This is a genomic window from Streptomyces axinellae (assembly GCF_039532135.1).
Taxonomy (GTDB): domain Bacteria; phylum Actinomycetota; class Actinomycetes; order Streptomycetales; family Streptomycetaceae; genus Streptomyces; species Streptomyces axinellae.
The window spans coordinates 232,665-248,346 of sequence record NZ_BAAARJ010000009.1 but is presented as its reverse complement, the minus strand read 5'-3'; the positions used below and the strand labels follow the sequence as shown (position 1 = coordinate 248,346).

Below are 15,682 nucleotides of genomic sequence, written 5' to 3'. Positions count from 1 at the left end.
CCAAAAGCTGAGGGAGGGGGTTGTCGCGGGGGGTGAAAATTCGCTTATGGTTCGGGCATGTTCGACTCGCGGCACATCAAGACCTTCCACGAAGTGGTGCGCGCCGGTTCGTACTCCGCTGCCGCGCGGGCCCTCGGCTACACGCAGCCCGCCATCACCCAGCAGATGAAGGCGCTCGAACGGTCCGTGGGCACGCCCCTGTTCGTGCGGGTCGGACGGCAGATGCGGCTGACCGAGGCCGGGGAGACGCTGGCCCGGCACTCCGAGGTGATCCTCGACAGCATCAGCACCGCCCAGCAGCAGATGTCCTCGCTCACCAGGCTGCGGGCGGGCAAGGTCAGCGTCTGTGCGTTTCCGAGTGCGGGTGCCACCCTCGTGCCCGAGGCGCTCGCCCGGCTCGCGAGCGGACACCCCGGCGTACGGGTCGAGCTTCAGGAGGGCGAGCCGCCCGAGTCGCTGCGCCGGGTGGTGCGCGGGGAGTGCGACATCACGCTCGCCTTCACCTACCCGGGGCTGCGCGAACAGGTGCCGCCGGAGCTGGTGGAGATCCCGCTGCTGGAGGACCAGCTCACCGTGCTGCTGCCGACCGGTCACCCGATGGCCCGGCGCCGCGCCGTCAAACTGGGCGACCTGGCCCAGGAGCGCTGGATCGCGGGCTGCCTGCGCTGCCGCGCCAACTTTCTGCACGAGTGCGCGGAACTCGGGTTCGCGCCCGATATCGCCTTCACCACCGACGACAACCTCGTGGTGCAGAGCCTGGTCGCCGAGGGGCTGGGCATCGCGATGATGCCGGGGCTCGTGCTCTCCTTCCTCGTCCACCAGAAGGTCACCGGGCGCGCCCTGGACCCCGCCTCGCGCCGCCGGGTGTCCGCGTACGTGCTGCGCGAGCACCTGGAGATACCCGCGACCGCGCTGGTGCTGGACGCGCTGCGGGGGGTGGCGGAGCGGCGCGTCGGCTGTTGAGGGGGCGCGGGGCCGACTGCTGAGGGCCTGCGGCGAACCATAAGCGCGAGGCACGGTCGGCCCAACAAAACGTCGTTGGACGTGATACGTGACCGGCACCACGCTGCCGGTATGGCTGCGACGACCGAGACCTCACCCGCCCGCGTGGCGCCCGCGACGGAGCGGCTGCGCACCCTCGTCGAGGACGTGCGCGAGGCCGTCGGGCGGGGGCTGCCCCCGGACGTGACCGCCTACCTGGTCGGCGAGCGGCTCGCGCCGCACCTGGGCGCCGGGGATCTGCTCACCCCCGTCCAGTGCGAGCCCGACCCCGCGCGCTACCGCCAGCACCTGCTGCACGCCGAGAGCGACGGCAGTTTCTCCGTCGTCGCGCTGGTGTGGCTGCCGGGGCAGGGCACCTCCATCCACGACCACGTCTCCTGGTGCGTGACCGGTGTCCACCAGGGCGAGGAACACGAGCGCCGCTACCGGCTGCTGCCCGCCGAGACCGCCGGGGGCACCGCGCGGCTCGTCGCCACCGAGGACGTGGTCAACCCGGCCGGCTCGGTGTGCGGGTTCGCGCCGCCCGGCGATATCCACCGGGTGTGGAACGGGTGTTCCGGCAACGGGAAGGGGGGCGGGGACGAGGCCGCCGTCGCCGTCTCGCTGCACGTGTACGGGGCCGACATCTCGCGGCTCGGCAGCAGCGTCCGCCGGGTCTACGACCTGCCCGCCGACGCCTGATGGCGCTGCTGGGACAGCCCGCGCGATCCGGTGGGCCCACCGGGGCCGACGGGTCCACCGGGGCCGACGGGTCCACCGGGGCCGGCGGGTCCACCACCTCCACGGCATCCGGCGGCGGCGGGCGCGGGACGGCGGGCCCGGTGTCCGGTGGGCCCGCGCCGCGCCGCCTCAGCAAGCTTCCCGGGCTCGCGCTGGCGGCGTTCGGCGTCGTGGCGGCCTCGGCCCTCCATCTGCTGGTGCCCGCCGTGCCGATGCTGACGGCCGCCGTCGTGCTGGGCATCGCGGCGGCCCACCTGCCCGGCGTCCGGGGCCTGGTACGCGGCCCGGCACGTTCCGGGCTGACGCTCGCCGGGAAGCGGCTGATGCGGATCGGCATCGTCCTGCTCGGGCTCAAACTCGCCCTGAGCGACGTGCTCGGGCTCGGTTGGGCGACGGTCGCGATGGTGGCGGGCGTCGTGGCCGCCACGTTCTTCGGCACCGTATGGCTGGGCCGCAAGCTCGGACTGCCCGGCGACCAGCCCGTCCTCATCGCCACCGGCTACTCGATCTGCGGGGCGTCCGCGATCGGCGCCGTCAGCGATGTGCGCGGCAGCGAGGAGCGGGACGTCGCCACCTCCGTCGCCCTCGTCACCTTGTGCGGCACGCTCGCCATCGCCGTCCTGCCCCTGCTGCACCACCCGCTGGGCCTGGACGACGGCCAGTTCGGCCGCTGGGTCGGGGCCGGCGTGCACGATGTGGGCCAGGTCGTGGCCACTGCCCAGACGGCGGGCCCTGACGCGCTCGGCCAGGCCGTACTGGTGAAGCTCGTCCGTGTGATGATGCTCGCGCCGCTGGTCGCGGCGATGGTGATGGCCGTACGCCGCCGCGCGAGCGCCACCTCGCCGGTTGCCCCGGACGCCGCCGCGCCGGGCGGAGCCGCCGCGCCGGGCGGGAAACGGCCGCCTCTGGTGCCCCTGTTCGTCCTCGGCTTCCTGGCGATGGTGGGCCTGCGCACCACCGGCCTGCTGCCGCACACCGCACTGGACGGCGCGGCATGGGTCCAGGAAGTGCTGCTGGCCGCCGCCCTGTTCGGCCTGGGCAGCGCCGTCCACCTCCCGTCCCTGGCCAGGACGGGCGTACGGGTCGCCGCGCTCGGCCTGTGCTCCTGGCTCGTCATCGCGGCGGCGTCGTACGGCGGAGTCCTGCTGACGACGCGCTGACGGGGAGCCGACGACGAGCCGGTGACCGGCCTGACGGCGGTATGGCCGGTGACCGGTCTGACGGCGATGTCAGCGGCGGGCCGGGACCTCGGCCTTCGGCTGACGGCGGCGTCAGCGATGGCCTGGGACCTCGACCTTCAGATCGCCGCGGGTCAGCGTGCGGCCGAAGTCGCCGGCGAGCAGATCGTGCGGGATGCCGAGTGGAATCGCGCCGGCCTCGTCGAGGCGGGCCAGTTGGGCGGCGGTGAGATCGACCTCCAGGGCGCCCAGGTTGTCCTCCAGCTGGGCGGGGGTGCGGGCGCCGATGACCGGCGCCGTCACGGCCGGGTTCTGGAGAGTCCAGGCCAGCCCGACCTGGGCGGGTGTGCGGCCCAGTTCCGCGGCGACCTCCGTCACGGCGTCCACGATGGCGAAGTTGCGTTCGGTGAGCGTGCCGTTGGCGACGGTGAGGTCCTTGCGGGTGCTGTCCGCGACGCTCGTCGCCGTCAGGTCGCCGCGGCTGTACTTGCCGGTGAGCACCCCGCCCGCCAGCGGCGAGTACGGCAGCACGCCCAGCCCCGTCTCGCGTGCCATGGGGATCAGGTCCCGCTCCCCGGTGCGCTCGATCAGGCTGTATTCGATCTGCAGCGCGACCAGCGGGGACCAGCTGCGCAGGTCGGCGATCGCCTGCATACGCGACACCTGCCAGGCTGGTGCGTTGGAGATCGCCACGTACAGGACCTTGCCCTGCCGGACCAGATCGTCCATGCCCCGCAGAATCTCCTCGACCGGCGTCGTGAAATCCCACACGTGCAGGTAGAGCAGATCGATGTAGTCCGTGTTCAGCCGTCGCAGACTGGCTTCCACCGACGCGAACAGGCTCTTGCGGTGCGGGCCCCCGGAATTCGGATCGCCGGGCCGGCGCAGCGTCGTGTATTTCGTCGCCAGCACCAGGCTTTCGCGATTGCCGCGGGTGAATTCACCCAGCAGCCGCTCGGAGCTGCCCTCGGTGTAGGTGGCGGCGGTGTCGATGAAATTGCCACCGCGCTCGACGTAACGGTCGAACAGCTTGCGCGCCTCGTCCCGCTCCGCGCCCCAGCCCCACTCGGTTCCGAACGTCGCCGCGCCCAGCGCCAGCGGCGAGACCCGCAGCCCGGAACGGCCCAGCAGCCGGTAGGTGTCGAGAGTGAGCGACATGCGTCCTCCTGTGCTTGTGATCCGCTGTCGGAACCAGCCTGTGCCCGTCGCGAGCCCTGGATAAGGGATGGGAGTTCCTGGGAACGCCAGTCCTACCCGCGCTGTTGGAACGAACATGACGACCCACACCGTGGACGCGACACAGGAGCTGGCCGCGTTCCTGCGGACCCGGCGCGAAAGCCTGCACCCGGACGAACTCGGCCTGCCCTCGCGCCGCCAGGCCCGGCGCACCCCGGGACTGCGCCGCGAGGAGGTCGCCGAACTGGCCGGGATCAGCATCGACTACATCGTCCGACTCGAACAGGGCCGGGGGCTGCGGCCCTCGGCGGACGTGCTGGAGGCGCTCGCCCGGGCCCTGCGCCTGGCCCCCGGCGAACGCGCCTACCTCTTCGGCCTGGCCCAGCAGCGCCCCCGCACCACCGACAAGCCCGCCACCACCGCCGCGCCGTCACTGGTTCGACTGGTCACTGATCTGTCCCCACTGCCGGCCATGCTGATGAACCACCGCTACGACATCCTGGCCTGGAACGACGAAATGGCCGATGTCCTACTGGATTTCGGCACCCTGCCGCTCTCGCAGCGCAATGCGATGTGGCTCTGCCTGATGCATCCACGCATACGCGAGATCTACACCGACCGCGAGCGCGTCGTACGCGAGGGAATCGCCCACCTGCGCGCCGCCTGGGCCGCCCACCCGGAAGATCAGGCGCTGACCGACCTCATCACCGAATTCATGGCAGGCAACGAGGAATTCGCCCGGCTCTGGGCCGAACGGGACATCAACGCCAACGGCCGCGGACACAAGGTGCTGCGCCACCCCGACGCCGGCGAATTCACCCTGCACTTCGAAGTGCTGATGCCTCTCCAGGACCCGGACCAGAGGCTGTTGATCTACCGCCCGGCGGACGAGGAGAGCAGGGCGGCGCTGGAGCGGCTGTGTGCGTGGGGGTAGCCCCCGGGCCGCGCATCCCCGCCCGACCGCGGGGGAGCGCGCCCCGTCGTGGTGGAGCGAACCCCGAGCCTGGTGGAGCGAGCGAGCGTGGTGGGGCGAGCGAGCGTGGTGGGGCGAGTGGTCGGCGTGGGAGCGGCCCCGCGCGCGGGGACCACTATGGGACCGCCACTTCTGGGTAGGCCGGCCGGGGAACGGTCCCGCGTATGCGGGGGTTGGTCCCGCGGTGATCAGCTGCACGGTCCGGTGCGTGTCGTCGTCCCCGCGCACGCGGGGCCGCTCCCGTCGAGTCCGCCGGACTCTGCTCCGGGGCGCTCCTCGCCACACCTCCTGACGTCTCCGGCTGATCGTCAGAGACCCGGCGATCCCGGCGTTGGAGGGACCGTCCGCGATGAGGCGGAGGACTTGGAGCCACCCGGGGGCCGCCGGATGCCCTCCCGCGCGGCGCCGTACCGCCTTCGCGCCTTCCGGCCGAGGCGAAGCGTCAGCCGGAGTGTGATGGGCCCGGACCTCCGGCATCCAGCCCCGGCCCTCAACCTCCAGCTGCCCCCGCCCCGGAGCGGGCGGGCCCCACGGTCGCACGGCCGGGGGGACCCGGCCCCCGGGCGGGTGTCGGGCGCCCCCGGTAGGGTTGCGGCGGCTGTGTCCGCATTGGCGGCCCTGTTCCCGACCCGCGTACCGGAGACCGTGACTACCACCCCCACCACCCCCAGCAACAACACCCACCTGTCCCCCGCCTTTCCGGGCCGCGCCCCCTGGGGCACGGCCAACAAGCTGCGGGCCTGGCAGCAGGCGGCGATGGACGCGTATCTGGCGAAGCAGCCGCGGGACTTCCTCGCGGTCGCGACGCCGGGCGCGGGCAAGACGACGTTCGCGCTGACGCTCGCGAGCTGGCTGCTGCACCACCATGTCGTGCAGCAGATCACCGTCGTCGCGCCGACCGAGCATCTGAAGAAGCAGTGGGCCGAGGCGGCGGCGCGGGTGGGGATCAAGCTGGACCCGGACTACAGCGCGGGCCCGCTCAGCAAGGAGTACCACGGCATCGCGATCACGTACGCGGGTGTCGGTGTCCGCCCGATGCTGCACCGCAACCGGGTCGAGCAGCGCAAGACCCTGGTCATCCTGGACGAGATCCACCACGCGGGGGACAGCCGCTCGTGGGGCGAGGCGTGCCAGGAGGCGTTCGAGCCCGCCACGCGCCGCCTCGCGCTGACGGGGACGCCGTTCCGCTCGGACACCAACCCGATCCCGTTCGTGGAGTACGCGGAGGACGGCGAGGGCATCCGGCGATCCGTCGCCGACTACACCTACGGCTACGGTGACGCGCTGGCCAACGGCGTCGTGCGGCCCGTCATATTCCTCTCCTACAGCGGCAACATGCGCTGGCGCACCAAGGCGGGCGACGAGATCGAGGCCCGGCTCGGCGAGCCGATGACCAAGGACGCGATCTCCCAGGCGTGGCGCACCGCGTTGGATCCGCGCGGCGAGTGGATGCCCGCCGTGCTGCGCGCCGCCGACCGTCGCCTGGCCGAGGTGCGCAAGGCCGTACCCGACGCGGGCGGCCTCGTCATCGCCGCCGACCAGGACTCGGCCCGCGCCTACGCCAAGCTGCTGCGCGAGATCACCGGCAGCGGCCCGACCGTGGTGCTCTCCGACGACACCGGGGCCTCGCAGCGCATCGAGGACTTCCGGACCTCCGAGAACGGGGCGGACCGCTGGATGGTCGCGGTCCGCATGGTCTCGGAGGGCGTGGACGTGCCCCGGCTCGCCGTCGGCGTGTACGCGACGACGGTCTCCACGCCGCTGTTCTTCGCCCAGGCCGTCGGCCGCTTCGTCCGCTCCCGGCGGCGCGGCGAGACCGCCTCCGTCTTCGTGCCGACGATCCCCACGCTGCTGACCTTCGCCAACGAGATGGAGGTCGAGCGCGACCATGTCCTCGACAAGCCCAAGAAGGGCGACGACGAGGACCCGTACGCCGAAGAGGCGGACCTGCTCAAGGAAGCCGAGCAGGAGAAGAATGAGGAAGACGGAGACGCCGGGGACCAACTGCCGTTCGAGGCACTGGAGTCGGACGCCGTCTTCGACCGGGTGATGTACGACGGCGCCGAGTTCGGCATGCAGGCGCACCCCGGCAGCGAGGAGGAGCAGGACTACCTGGGCATCCCCGGGCTGCTGGAGCCCGACCAGGTGCAGATGCTGCTCCAGAAGCGGCAGGCCCGGCAGATCTCGCACAGCAGGAAGAAGCCCGACGACGAGGCCGACCTGCTGGAGATGCCGGCCGACCGGCGTCCGGTCGTCACGCACAAGGAACTGCTGGAGAAGCGCAAGCAGCTCAACACGCTGGTCGGCGCCTACGTCCACCAGAGCGGCAAGCCGCACGGCGTGATCCACACGGAGCTGCGCCGGGTGTGCGGGGGGCCGCCGAGCGCGGAGGCGACGGCGGGGCAGCTCGACGCGCGGATCGCCAAGGTCCGCGAGTGGGCGACCCGCATGAAGTGAGTCGCCCTCGCGTGCGGCCCTGTCGCCTGCGGCGCTGTCGCGTGCGGCTCTGTCGTGTGAGGTGCCGTGGCGTGCGGCGCTGTCGCGGGGAGAAGACGCGCTGTGTCCCGGGTCACCGGACAGGTGGGATGTTTCGGGTGACAAGGGGCGCTCGGGGACCGGATTCTGGACAAGCTCTTCCGGTCAGCGGTGCCGCTCGCTAAGTTTCCCGTCACACTCGCCCCGCGGCGTCCTCGCCTCGGGCGGAGCCGGTTCCTCGTCAGCACGCAATGCCACAGCTTTTGCCAGTGCCACCGCGACCGGCGGCCTCCAGCGCAGCGCTCGGGGTTCCGACCCAGGCCCCGGGCCGTGGGGAGGTGACTTCGGACGCTCCCGCCTCCGCGGCTGCCGTCACTCACCCGAGGGAGGGAGGGCGTCGTGACCGCGGAGACCTCTCAGACGCTCGATCGTGGACTGCGAGTCCTCAAATTACTGGCCGACACCGACCACGGGCTGACGGTCACCGAGCTGTCCAGCAAACTCGGGGTGAACCGCACCGTGGTCTACCGGCTGCTGGCCACCTTGGAGCAGCACGCGCTCGTCCGCCGCGACCTGGGAGGCCGGGCGCGGGTGGGGCTCGGGGTGCTGCGGCTGGGACGGCAGGTCCACCCGCTGGTACGGGAGGCCGCGCTGCCCGCGCTGCGCGCGCTGGCCGAGGACGTCGGGGCCACGGCGCACCTCACCCTCGTGGACGGCACCGAGGCACTGGCCGTCGCGGTGGTCGAGCCGAGCTGGACCGACTACCACGTCGCCTACCGCACGGGCTTCCGGCACCCGCTGGACCGGGGCGCGGCGGGCCGGGCGATACTCGCCGGCCGCGGGCAGGGGCCGGACCGGCAGGAGCACGGGCCCGGGTTCATCCTGACCCACGGCGAGCTGGAGGCCGGTGCCAGCGGCGCGGCGGCACCCGTGCTCGGGGTGGGCGGCATCGAGGGCAGCGTCGGCGTGGTGATGCTGTCGGAGTCGGTGCCCGAACGCGTCGGCCACCGCGTGATGCGAGCGGCGAACGAGGTCGCCGAGGCCCTGCGCTGACCGAACGCGCAGGGGCGCGCGGGCGCGTGCGGGGCACGTGGAGGAGGGCGGACGGGCGTGCTGCCGGGCAGGCGGACGGGCGTGGTGCCGGGCAGGGGATTCGTCGGGCCGCGGGGCCAGTCGATAGATTGCTCGGGTGTCCGAGACCTCTCGCCCCCGACTGCCCGCGCGCCGCCGAACCCTCGCGCTCTGCGCGCTGCCCGTGGTGCTGCTGCTCGCGCTGACGCTGTTCGCGCCGCTGCCGTACACCCTGGCGCAGCCGGGTGAGACGGCCGATGTGCTGGGATCCACCGGGGGCAAGCCGGTGATCTCGTTCAAAGGCGCCAAGCCGCGCGGCAAGGACGACGGCAAACTGCTGTCGGTGACCATCGCCGCGACCAAGCCGAACGCGGTCGTGCGGGTGGGGGACGTGGTGGACGCCTGGTTCCGCGACGACCAGGCCGTGATGCCCCGGCAGGCCGTCTTCCCCGAGGGCGGCGACACCCGGAAGGCCGAGAAGCACATCGCCAAGGAGATGCGGGAGTCCCAGGACACGGCGGTCACCGCGGCACTGCGCCAACTGCACAGGTCGCCCAAGGACGTGGACGTCACCCTGCGCCTGGCCGATGTCGGCGGACCCAGCGCCGGGCTCTTCTTCGCGCTCGGCATCATCGACAAGCTGGACGGCGACGGCACCGGCAAGGGCGGGCTCACCGGCGGGCACACCATCGCCGGCACCGGCACCATCGACGCCAAGGGGAAGATCGGCCCGGTCGGCGGCGTACCCCTCAAGACCCAGGCGGCCCGGCGCGACGGGGCCCGCGTCTTCCTGGTGCCCAAGTCGCAGTGCGCCGAGGCCAGTACGCGGCGCCCGGCGGGACTGCGGTTGGTGCCTGTCGGCACGTTGGACGGTGCGCTGGGCGCCCTGAAACAGATCCGTAGTGGTGGCAAGCTGCCCAGTTGCTGAGGCTCCGGCCCGCCTGGGCCTGCCCGGCGGCCTTCTGTTGCCCCCCTTTCCCAGTTGCTGAGCAGGGGCTGCCCCTGGCTGTGCTTCGCAGGGTGCGGACGCGTGTGGGTTGAGCGCCCAGTTCCCCGCGCCCCTTCGGGGCGCCCCTTTCGGGGCGCCCGCGCGGTGGAGCCGCACATGAACACAGCCCGGGCCCCTTCGGGGCGCCCCGCAGGGTCCCGTTCAGGACGTCTTGAGGAAGCCCTTCTCGGCCATCCAGTCCTTGGCGACCTGGTGCGGGTCCTGGCCCTCGACATCCACCTTGGCGTTCAGCTCCCGTGCGACCTTGTTGTCGAGGGCCCTGGTGACCGGTGCCAGGACCTGGGCGATCCGCGGATACTTCCGCATCGTCGCGGCGTTCATCTCGGGGGCCGCGTTGTAGTTGGGGAAGAAGTGCTTGTCGTCGCGCAGGATGTTCAGGCGCATGGCCTTGATGCGGCCATCGGTGGTGAAGACCTCGCCGAACGCGCAGGGCGAGCCCTTGGCCGCCTGGGTGTAGACGACGCCGCCGCTCATCTTGCTGACGTTGCCGGAGGGGATGCGCATGCCGTACGCCTTCTCCATGCCGGTCAGCCCGTCGTCGCGGGAGGCGAACTCGTTCTCCACGCACACGGTGGCCGCCGCCCGCCGCTTCCTGGAGAGCGCGGCGACGTCGGAGAGGGCGCGGACGCCGTACTTCCTCTGGAGCCGGTCGTTGACGGCCAGCGCGTAGGTGTTGTTCAGCCGGGAGGGCGCCAGCCAGACGATGCCGTTGGCGCGGTCCGCCTTCCGTACGGCCAGCCACTGTTGGTGCGGGTCGGTCACCGGGGCCGTGTTGCCGAGGTAGGTGATCCAGCCGGTGCCGGTGTACTCGTACATCCCGTCGGCGGTGCCGCCGCGTACGGCCTCCCGGGCGCCGATGGAGCCCTGGATGCTGGTGCGGTCCACGACCTGGGCGCCCGCCGCCTGGAAGGCCAGGCCCATGATCTGGCCGAGAATGATCTGCTCGGTGAACTCCTTCGAGGTCACGGTCAGCTTGGCGCCCTGGAGCGGCCGGCCCTTGCCGATGCTGCCGGGCTGGACGGAGTCGGTCATCGGGCTGCCGCTGACCAGCCCGCACCCGCCCGCGGCCGGCGCCAGCGCCACCAACACCAATGCCGGCGCCGCGTACCGCACGGCGGCCCGCCGGGGTCTCGTACGGCTGCCCCTCATGCCTGGCCCTCCAGGCCGCGGGGCCGCAGCAGCAGTTCGGCCAGCGAGGCGAGCCAGTCGACCACCAGCGCGAGCGCGACGGTGAGGACCGAGCCGAGGTAGAGCACCGGCATGCGCTGGTTGGTGATGCCGTCCGAGATCAGGTCGCCCAGGCCGCCGCCCCCGCCGAAGGTGGCCAGGGTCGCCGTGCCGACGTTCAGCACGAGCGCGGTGCGCACCCCGGCGAGGATCAGCGGTACGGCCAGCGGCAGTTCGACCTTGAGCAGCACGCCCACCGGCGACATGCCGATGCCCTGGGCGGCCTCCACCAGCGCCGGGTCGATGGCGCGCAGCCCGGCGAGGGTGTTGGCGAGCACCGGCAGCACCGCGTAGATGACGATGCCGACGATCGCCGTGTCCGCGCCCACGCCCAGCCAGATGACCAGCAGGATCAGCAGGCCCAGCGCGGGTACGGCCTGGCCCAGGTTGGCGAAGATCATCGCGACGGGGGCGGCCTTGCGCAGCCGCCGGCGGGTCAGTGCGATGCCGAGCGGAATCGCGATGATCAGCACGAAGAACGTGGAGATCACAGTGAGTTCGATGTGCTGGCGCAGCCGCAGCTTCACGTTGGCGGGGGTCAGGGAGTTGCGCGCGATCGAGTCCAGCCGCGCGCCCCGGAACCACAGCCACGTCCCCAGCAGGGCCAGCGCGATCACCAGCGGCAGCACCAGCAGCTTGGACCAGGTCAGCCGCGCGAGGCGGCCCTCGGCGGGGGCGGGGGGAGGGGTGTGGTGGTCCTCGGGGCCAGGGTCCTCCACACCGTCCGCCTCGTGTTCGAGCGCCTGGAGCAGCGGTGGCTCGCTCTGCATGTCGGGCGCGCGAGGCCGCTCCCCGCTCATGACCCGGCCCCCGCGCCCGCCCCGTCCGCCCCGCTCGCCCGGTCGGGCCCGTCCTCCGTGTCCGCCCGGGTGGCTTCCGCCGTACGGGGGCCACCGAGCTGTTCCTGGGTCTCCTCCAGCCGGTGCTGCTGGTCGATGGCCTCCATGCGGTCCTCGTCCAGGAGTTCGTGTACGGAGGTCATCAGCGTCTCCATGTCCACCACCCCGGTGTACTCGCCGCGCTTGCCGGTGACCGGGACGCGGCCCGCGTTGTCGGTGAGCACCGCTTCCAGCGCGTCGCGCAGCGTCGCGTCGCGGGTCACCGTGTCGTTGACGAGGGCACCGGCGCGGGCCAGCGAGCCCTTGGCCCGCATCAGGTCGCCGCGCCGCAGCCACTTGTAGGGCCGCCGGTGCCGGTCGAGGACCAGCACCTCCTTGTGGGTGCCGGAGCTGAGCAGGTCGAAGATGTTGCGCAGCGGGTCCGCGACGGTCACCGTCGGGAAGTCGACGATGGCCACATCCCGCACCCGGGTCAGATTGAGCCGCTTGAGCGCCGCGCCCGCGCCGACGAAGCCGGAGACGAAGTCGTCGGCGGGGTTGGTGAGGATGGCCTCCGGGGTGTCGAACTGCGCGATGTGCGAGCGTTCGCGCAGCACCGCGATCCGGTCGCCGATCTTGATGGCCTCGTCGAAGTCGTGGGTGACGAAGACGATGGTCTTGCGCAGCTCGCGCTGGAGGCGGATCAGCTCGTCCTGGAGGTGGTCGCGGGTGATGGGATCGACGGCGCCGAACGGCTCGTCCATCAGCAGGACCGGCGGGTCGGCGGCCAGGGCGCGCGCCACCCCCACCCGCTGCTGCTGTCCGCCGGAGAGCTGGCGCGGATAGCGGCCGTGGAACTCGGCGGCCTCCAGCCCCACCAGATCGAGCATCTCCGCCACCCGGCCCCGGACCCGGGAGGCGGACCAGCCGAGCATTCTGGGCACCAGCGCGATGTTCTGCGCGACGGTCATGTGCGGGAAGAGACCGGACGCCTGGATGGCATAGCCGATCTTGCGGCGCAGCTTGACCGCGTCCATCCCGGTGACGTCCTCCGCACCGATGCGGATACGGCCGGAGGTGGGTTCGATCAGCCGGTTGATCATCTTCAGGAGGGTGGTCTTGCCGCCGCCCGAGGGCCCGACGAGGACCACCGTCTCCCCGGCCTCGATCTCCATGCTCACGTTGTCCACGGCGGGCGCGGGGGCGCCCGGGTAGCGCTTGGTGAGCCCTTCGAGCCGGATGGGGGCGCCGGAAGCCTCAGACACGGATCCCCCTGGAGATGGTCAGCCGCCCGATGACGACATACCCGGCGTCGAACAGCAGGGCGAGGACGACGATGCCGAGGGTCCCGGCCAGCACCTGGTTGAGGGCGTTGGCACTGCCCAGCGAGGCGACGCCGCGGAAGATGAGGTTTCCCAGCCCCGGGCCCGAGGCGAACGCGGCGATGGCGGCGATGCCCATCAGCATCTGGGTGGCCACCCGGATACCGGTGAGGATCGGCGGCCAGGCGAGCGGGAGTTCGACCTTGAGCAGCCGCATCGGCCGCGACATCCCGATCCCGCGCGCCGCGTCCACCAGCGAGGGATCCACCCCGCGCAGCCCCACGATGGCGTTGCGCACGATCGGCAGCAGCCCGTAGAGGGTGAGCGCGATGACCGTAGGGGCCACTCCGAGGCCGACGAGGGGGATGAGCAGGCCGATCATGGCGAGCGACGGCACGGTGAGGATGGTGGACGTCGCGGTCGTCGCCAGGTTGCCCGCCCACTCGGAACGGTAGGTGCACACGCCGAGCAGCACCCCGATGACGGTGGCGGCGACCATGCACTGGAAGACGGCACTGGCGTGTTGGAACGAGTCGGCCAGCAGCTGGGCGCGCTGGTCGCCGAGATACTCCCAGAAGCTCATTCCCGATCCCTCCTGTGCGCTCTCCGCTCTTTCGATCTGCTGCTCTGCCTTGTCCTGCCGCCGCTCTGCCCTCCTGCCGACGGCGCCGGCTACGCCGTCCCGGTCATCCCGTCGTCGGCGTGGTCCGGCCCGGCCGTACCGTGTCGCTGTCCCGGGCCGCCTGCCGTACGAGCGGCACGATCCGCAGCGGTACCGGGTTCTCCATGACGATGGCCGTGGAGGCGCGGACGATCCCATCAAAGCCGACAACCAGATCGATCACCCGTTGAAGATCGGCATTCGAGCGGGCCACGAGCCGGCACAGCATGTCCCCCATTCCGGTTGTCGTATGCAGCTCAAGAACCTCCGGCACCGAGGCCAGATGCGCCCGCACATCGGCCCCCTGCCCCTGCTTGATCTCCAGCGTCGCGAACGCCGTGACCGGATAGCCGAGCGCCGCCGGGTCCACCTCCGGGCCGAACCCGCGGATTACTCCGCCCGACGTGAGCCGGTCCAGCCGCGCCTGCGCCGTACCCCGCGCGACCCCGAGCCGCCGCGAGGCTTCCAGCACCCCGATCCGGGGCTCCTCGGCGAGCAGTTCGAGCAGCTGCCCGTCCAGCCGGTCAATACCCATGGCTTGCCTTTCCGTGATTTCCGGGGCCGGGGCCCCGTGGCGTGAACAGCTTGTACACATCGCCCGGTGAAACGCGAGATCTGCTGAACAAAATGCCCAGTGAAAACGCGAACTATTGCGCACCTTGTTGTTCGGCGGGAGCCTGCGACTATGACAGAGACCACATCAGCGGCAACCCCGCAGACCGCCCGGCAGGCCGATCCCTTCCCGGTCAAGGGGATGGACGCGGTCGTCTTCGCCGTAGGCAACGCCAAGCAGGCGGCGCACTACTACTCCACGGCCTTCGGCATGAAGGCCGTCGCCTACTCCGGCCCGGAGAACGGCAGCCGGGAGACGGCCAGTTACGTCCTCGAATCGGGCGGCGCCCGCTTCGTCTTCACCTCCGTCATCCGCCCCACCACCGACTGGGGCCACTTCCTCGCCGACCATGTCGCCGCACACGGCGACGGCGTCATCGACCTGGCCATCGAGGTCCCCGACGCACGGGCCGCCTACCACTACGCCGTCGAACACGGCGCCCGTGGCCTGGTGGAGCCGTACGAGGAAAAAGACGAGCACGGCACCGTGGTGCGCGCCGCCATCGCCACCTACGGCAAGACCCGCCACACCCTCGTCGAGCGCACCGGCTACGACGGCCCCTACCTGCCCGGCTTCGTCCCCGCGACGCCCATCGTCGAGCCGGGCAAGCGCTACTTCCAGGCCATCGACCACTGCGTCGGCAACGTCGAACTCGGCAAGATGGACGAGTGGGTCGCCTTCTACAACAAGGTGCTGGGCTTCACCAACATGAAGGAATTCGTGGGCGACGACATCGCCACCGAATACTCGGCACTGATGTCGAAAGTCGTCGCCGACGGCACCCGCAAGGTCAAATTCCCCATCAACGAACCGGCCATCGGGAAGAAGAAATCCCAGATCGACGAGTATCTGGAGTTCTACGGCGAAGCCGGCGTCCAGCACATCGCGCTGGCGACCAACGACATCGTCGCCACGGTGCGCGCGATGCGCGCCGCGGGAGTCCAGTTCCTGAACACCCCCGACTCCTACTACGAGACCCTCGGGGAGTGGGCCGGTGAGACGCGAGTGCCGGTGGAGACCCTGCGCGAGCTGAAGATTCTCGTCGACCGCGACGAGGACGGATACCTGCTCCAGATCTTCACCAAGCCGGTTCAGGACCGGCCGACGGTCTTCTTCGAGATGATCGAGCGGCACGGGTCCATGGGATTCGGCAAGGGGAACTTCAAGGCGCTTTTCGAAGCGATCGAGCGCGAACAGGAACTCCGCGGGAATCTCTGACCCCCGGACTTCTCCCCCGGACTTCTCCCCCAGACTTCTCCCCCAGACTTCGTCCGGGGGGACCCCCGTACGTCTCCCGCACCCGTTGGTTTCCGTTCCTTCGAGCCCTCTTGCTCAATGACCCGGCATCCAATGGTTCAGATGTTGCGTTCAGGAAACATGGGGCGCGCGAAGGCGGGGAGGGGGGCTTGGGCTTGGGGCTTTTTGGGGGGGGCGGAA

Annotated in this window: 14 protein-coding genes; 8 read left to right on the top strand and 6 right to left on the bottom strand. The window is 71.4% G+C overall.

Translation table 11 applies throughout. From position 1 onward, the window contains the following. Positions 1-57 precede the first annotated feature (57 nt). The 3 genes from ABD339_RS16030 (at position 58) to ABD339_RS16020 (ending at position 2,882) form a co-directional block, all read left to right on the top strand. The gene (locus ABD339_RS16030; RefSeq protein WP_344566526.1) at positions 58-963 is read left to right on the top strand and encodes a LysR family transcriptional regulator; all 906 of its coding nucleotides are present in this window, start codon (positions 58-60) and stop codon (positions 961-963) included. 111 nt (positions 964-1,074) lie between these two features. Continuing rightward, the gene (locus ABD339_RS16025) at positions 1,075-1,683 is read left to right on the top strand and encodes a cysteine dioxygenase family protein (RefSeq protein ID WP_344566524.1); all 609 of its coding nucleotides are present in this window, start codon (positions 1,075-1,077) and stop codon (positions 1,681-1,683) included. After that, positions 1,683-2,882, top strand: a complete 1,200-nt coding sequence (locus tag ABD339_RS16020; RefSeq protein ID WP_344566523.1) for a YeiH family protein — start codon at positions 1,683-1,685, stop codon at positions 2,880-2,882. Before ABD339_RS16025 ends, ABD339_RS16020 begins: the two co-directional genes overlap by 1 nt. Positions 2,883-2,993: 111 nt before the next feature. On the opposite strand, the gene ABD339_RS16015 is transcribed toward ABD339_RS16020, so the two are convergent. Continuing rightward, positions 2,994-4,058, bottom strand: coding sequence for an aldo/keto reductase (locus ABD339_RS16015; protein ID WP_344566522.1), 1,065 nt, complete (start codon positions 4,056-4,058; stop codon positions 2,994-2,996). A 115-nt stretch (positions 4,059-4,173) separates the two neighbouring features. Here ABD339_RS16015 and ABD339_RS16010 point away from each other — a divergent pair, with 115 nt between their 5' ends. The 4 genes from ABD339_RS16010 (at position 4,174) to ABD339_RS15995 (ending at position 9,523) form a co-directional block, all read left to right on the top strand. Further along, positions 4,174-5,010, top strand: a complete 837-nt coding sequence (locus ABD339_RS16010) for a helix-turn-helix domain-containing protein (protein WP_344566520.1) — start codon at positions 4,174-4,176, stop codon at positions 5,008-5,010. Between the two features lie 684 nt (positions 5,011-5,694). Beyond that, positions 5,695-7,506, top strand: coding sequence for a DEAD/DEAH box helicase (locus ABD339_RS16005; RefSeq protein WP_344566518.1), 1,812 nt, complete (start codon positions 5,695-5,697; stop codon positions 7,504-7,506). 417 nt (positions 7,507-7,923) lie between these two features. After that, positions 7,924-8,577, top strand: a complete 654-nt coding sequence (locus ABD339_RS16000; RefSeq protein WP_344566516.1) for an IclR family transcriptional regulator — start codon at positions 7,924-7,926, stop codon at positions 8,575-8,577. Positions 8,578-8,713: 136 nt separating this feature from the next. Continuing rightward, positions 8,714-9,523, top strand: a complete 810-nt coding sequence (locus ABD339_RS15995) for a S16 family serine protease (RefSeq protein ID WP_344566514.1) — start codon at positions 8,714-8,716, stop codon at positions 9,521-9,523. Positions 9,524-9,745: 222 nt separating this feature from the next. Here ABD339_RS15995 and ABD339_RS15990 read toward each other — a convergent pair whose 3' ends face one another. The 5 genes from ABD339_RS15990 to ABD339_RS15970 all read right to left on the bottom strand — a co-directional run bounded on the left by ABD339_RS15990 (position 9,746) and on the right by ABD339_RS15970 (position 14,167). Further along, positions 9,746-10,753 carry a glycine betaine ABC transporter substrate-binding protein gene (locus tag ABD339_RS15990; RefSeq protein WP_344566512.1) on the bottom strand — a complete coding sequence of 336 codons (1,008 nt, stop codon included), beginning with the start codon at positions 10,751-10,753 and terminating at the stop codon, positions 9,746-9,748. Continuing rightward, positions 10,750-11,631 carry an ABC transporter permease gene (locus tag ABD339_RS15985; protein ID WP_344566510.1) on the bottom strand — a complete coding sequence of 294 codons (882 nt, stop codon included), beginning with the start codon at positions 11,629-11,631 and terminating at the stop codon, positions 10,750-10,752. The genes ABD339_RS15990 and ABD339_RS15985 overlap by 4 nt, the downstream gene beginning before the upstream one ends. Continuing rightward, positions 11,628-12,914 (bottom strand): betaine/proline/choline family ABC transporter ATP-binding protein, encoded by a 1,287-nt coding sequence (locus ABD339_RS15980; RefSeq protein ID WP_344566508.1) that lies wholly within the window; start codon positions 12,912-12,914, stop codon positions 11,628-11,630. The genes ABD339_RS15985 and ABD339_RS15980 overlap by 4 nt, the downstream gene beginning before the upstream one ends. Further along, on the bottom strand, positions 12,907-13,554 hold the full coding sequence (locus ABD339_RS15975; protein ID WP_344566506.1) for an ABC transporter permease: 648 nt from the start codon (positions 13,552-13,554) through the stop codon (positions 12,907-12,909). Before ABD339_RS15975 ends, ABD339_RS15980 begins: the two co-directional genes overlap by 8 nt. 103 nt (positions 13,555-13,657) lie before the next feature. Continuing rightward, positions 13,658-14,167, bottom strand: a complete 510-nt coding sequence (locus tag ABD339_RS15970; RefSeq protein ID WP_344566504.1) for an Lrp/AsnC family transcriptional regulator — start codon at positions 14,165-14,167, stop codon at positions 13,658-13,660. Positions 14,168-14,317: 150 nt separating this feature from the next. Here ABD339_RS15970 and hppD point away from each other — a divergent pair, with 150 nt between their 5' ends. After that, the gene (gene hppD / locus ABD339_RS15965; RefSeq protein WP_344566502.1) at positions 14,318-15,463 is read left to right on the top strand and encodes a 4-hydroxyphenylpyruvate dioxygenase; all 1,146 of its coding nucleotides are present in this window, start codon (positions 14,318-14,320) and stop codon (positions 15,461-15,463) included. Positions 15,464-15,682: the final 219 nt, after the last annotated feature.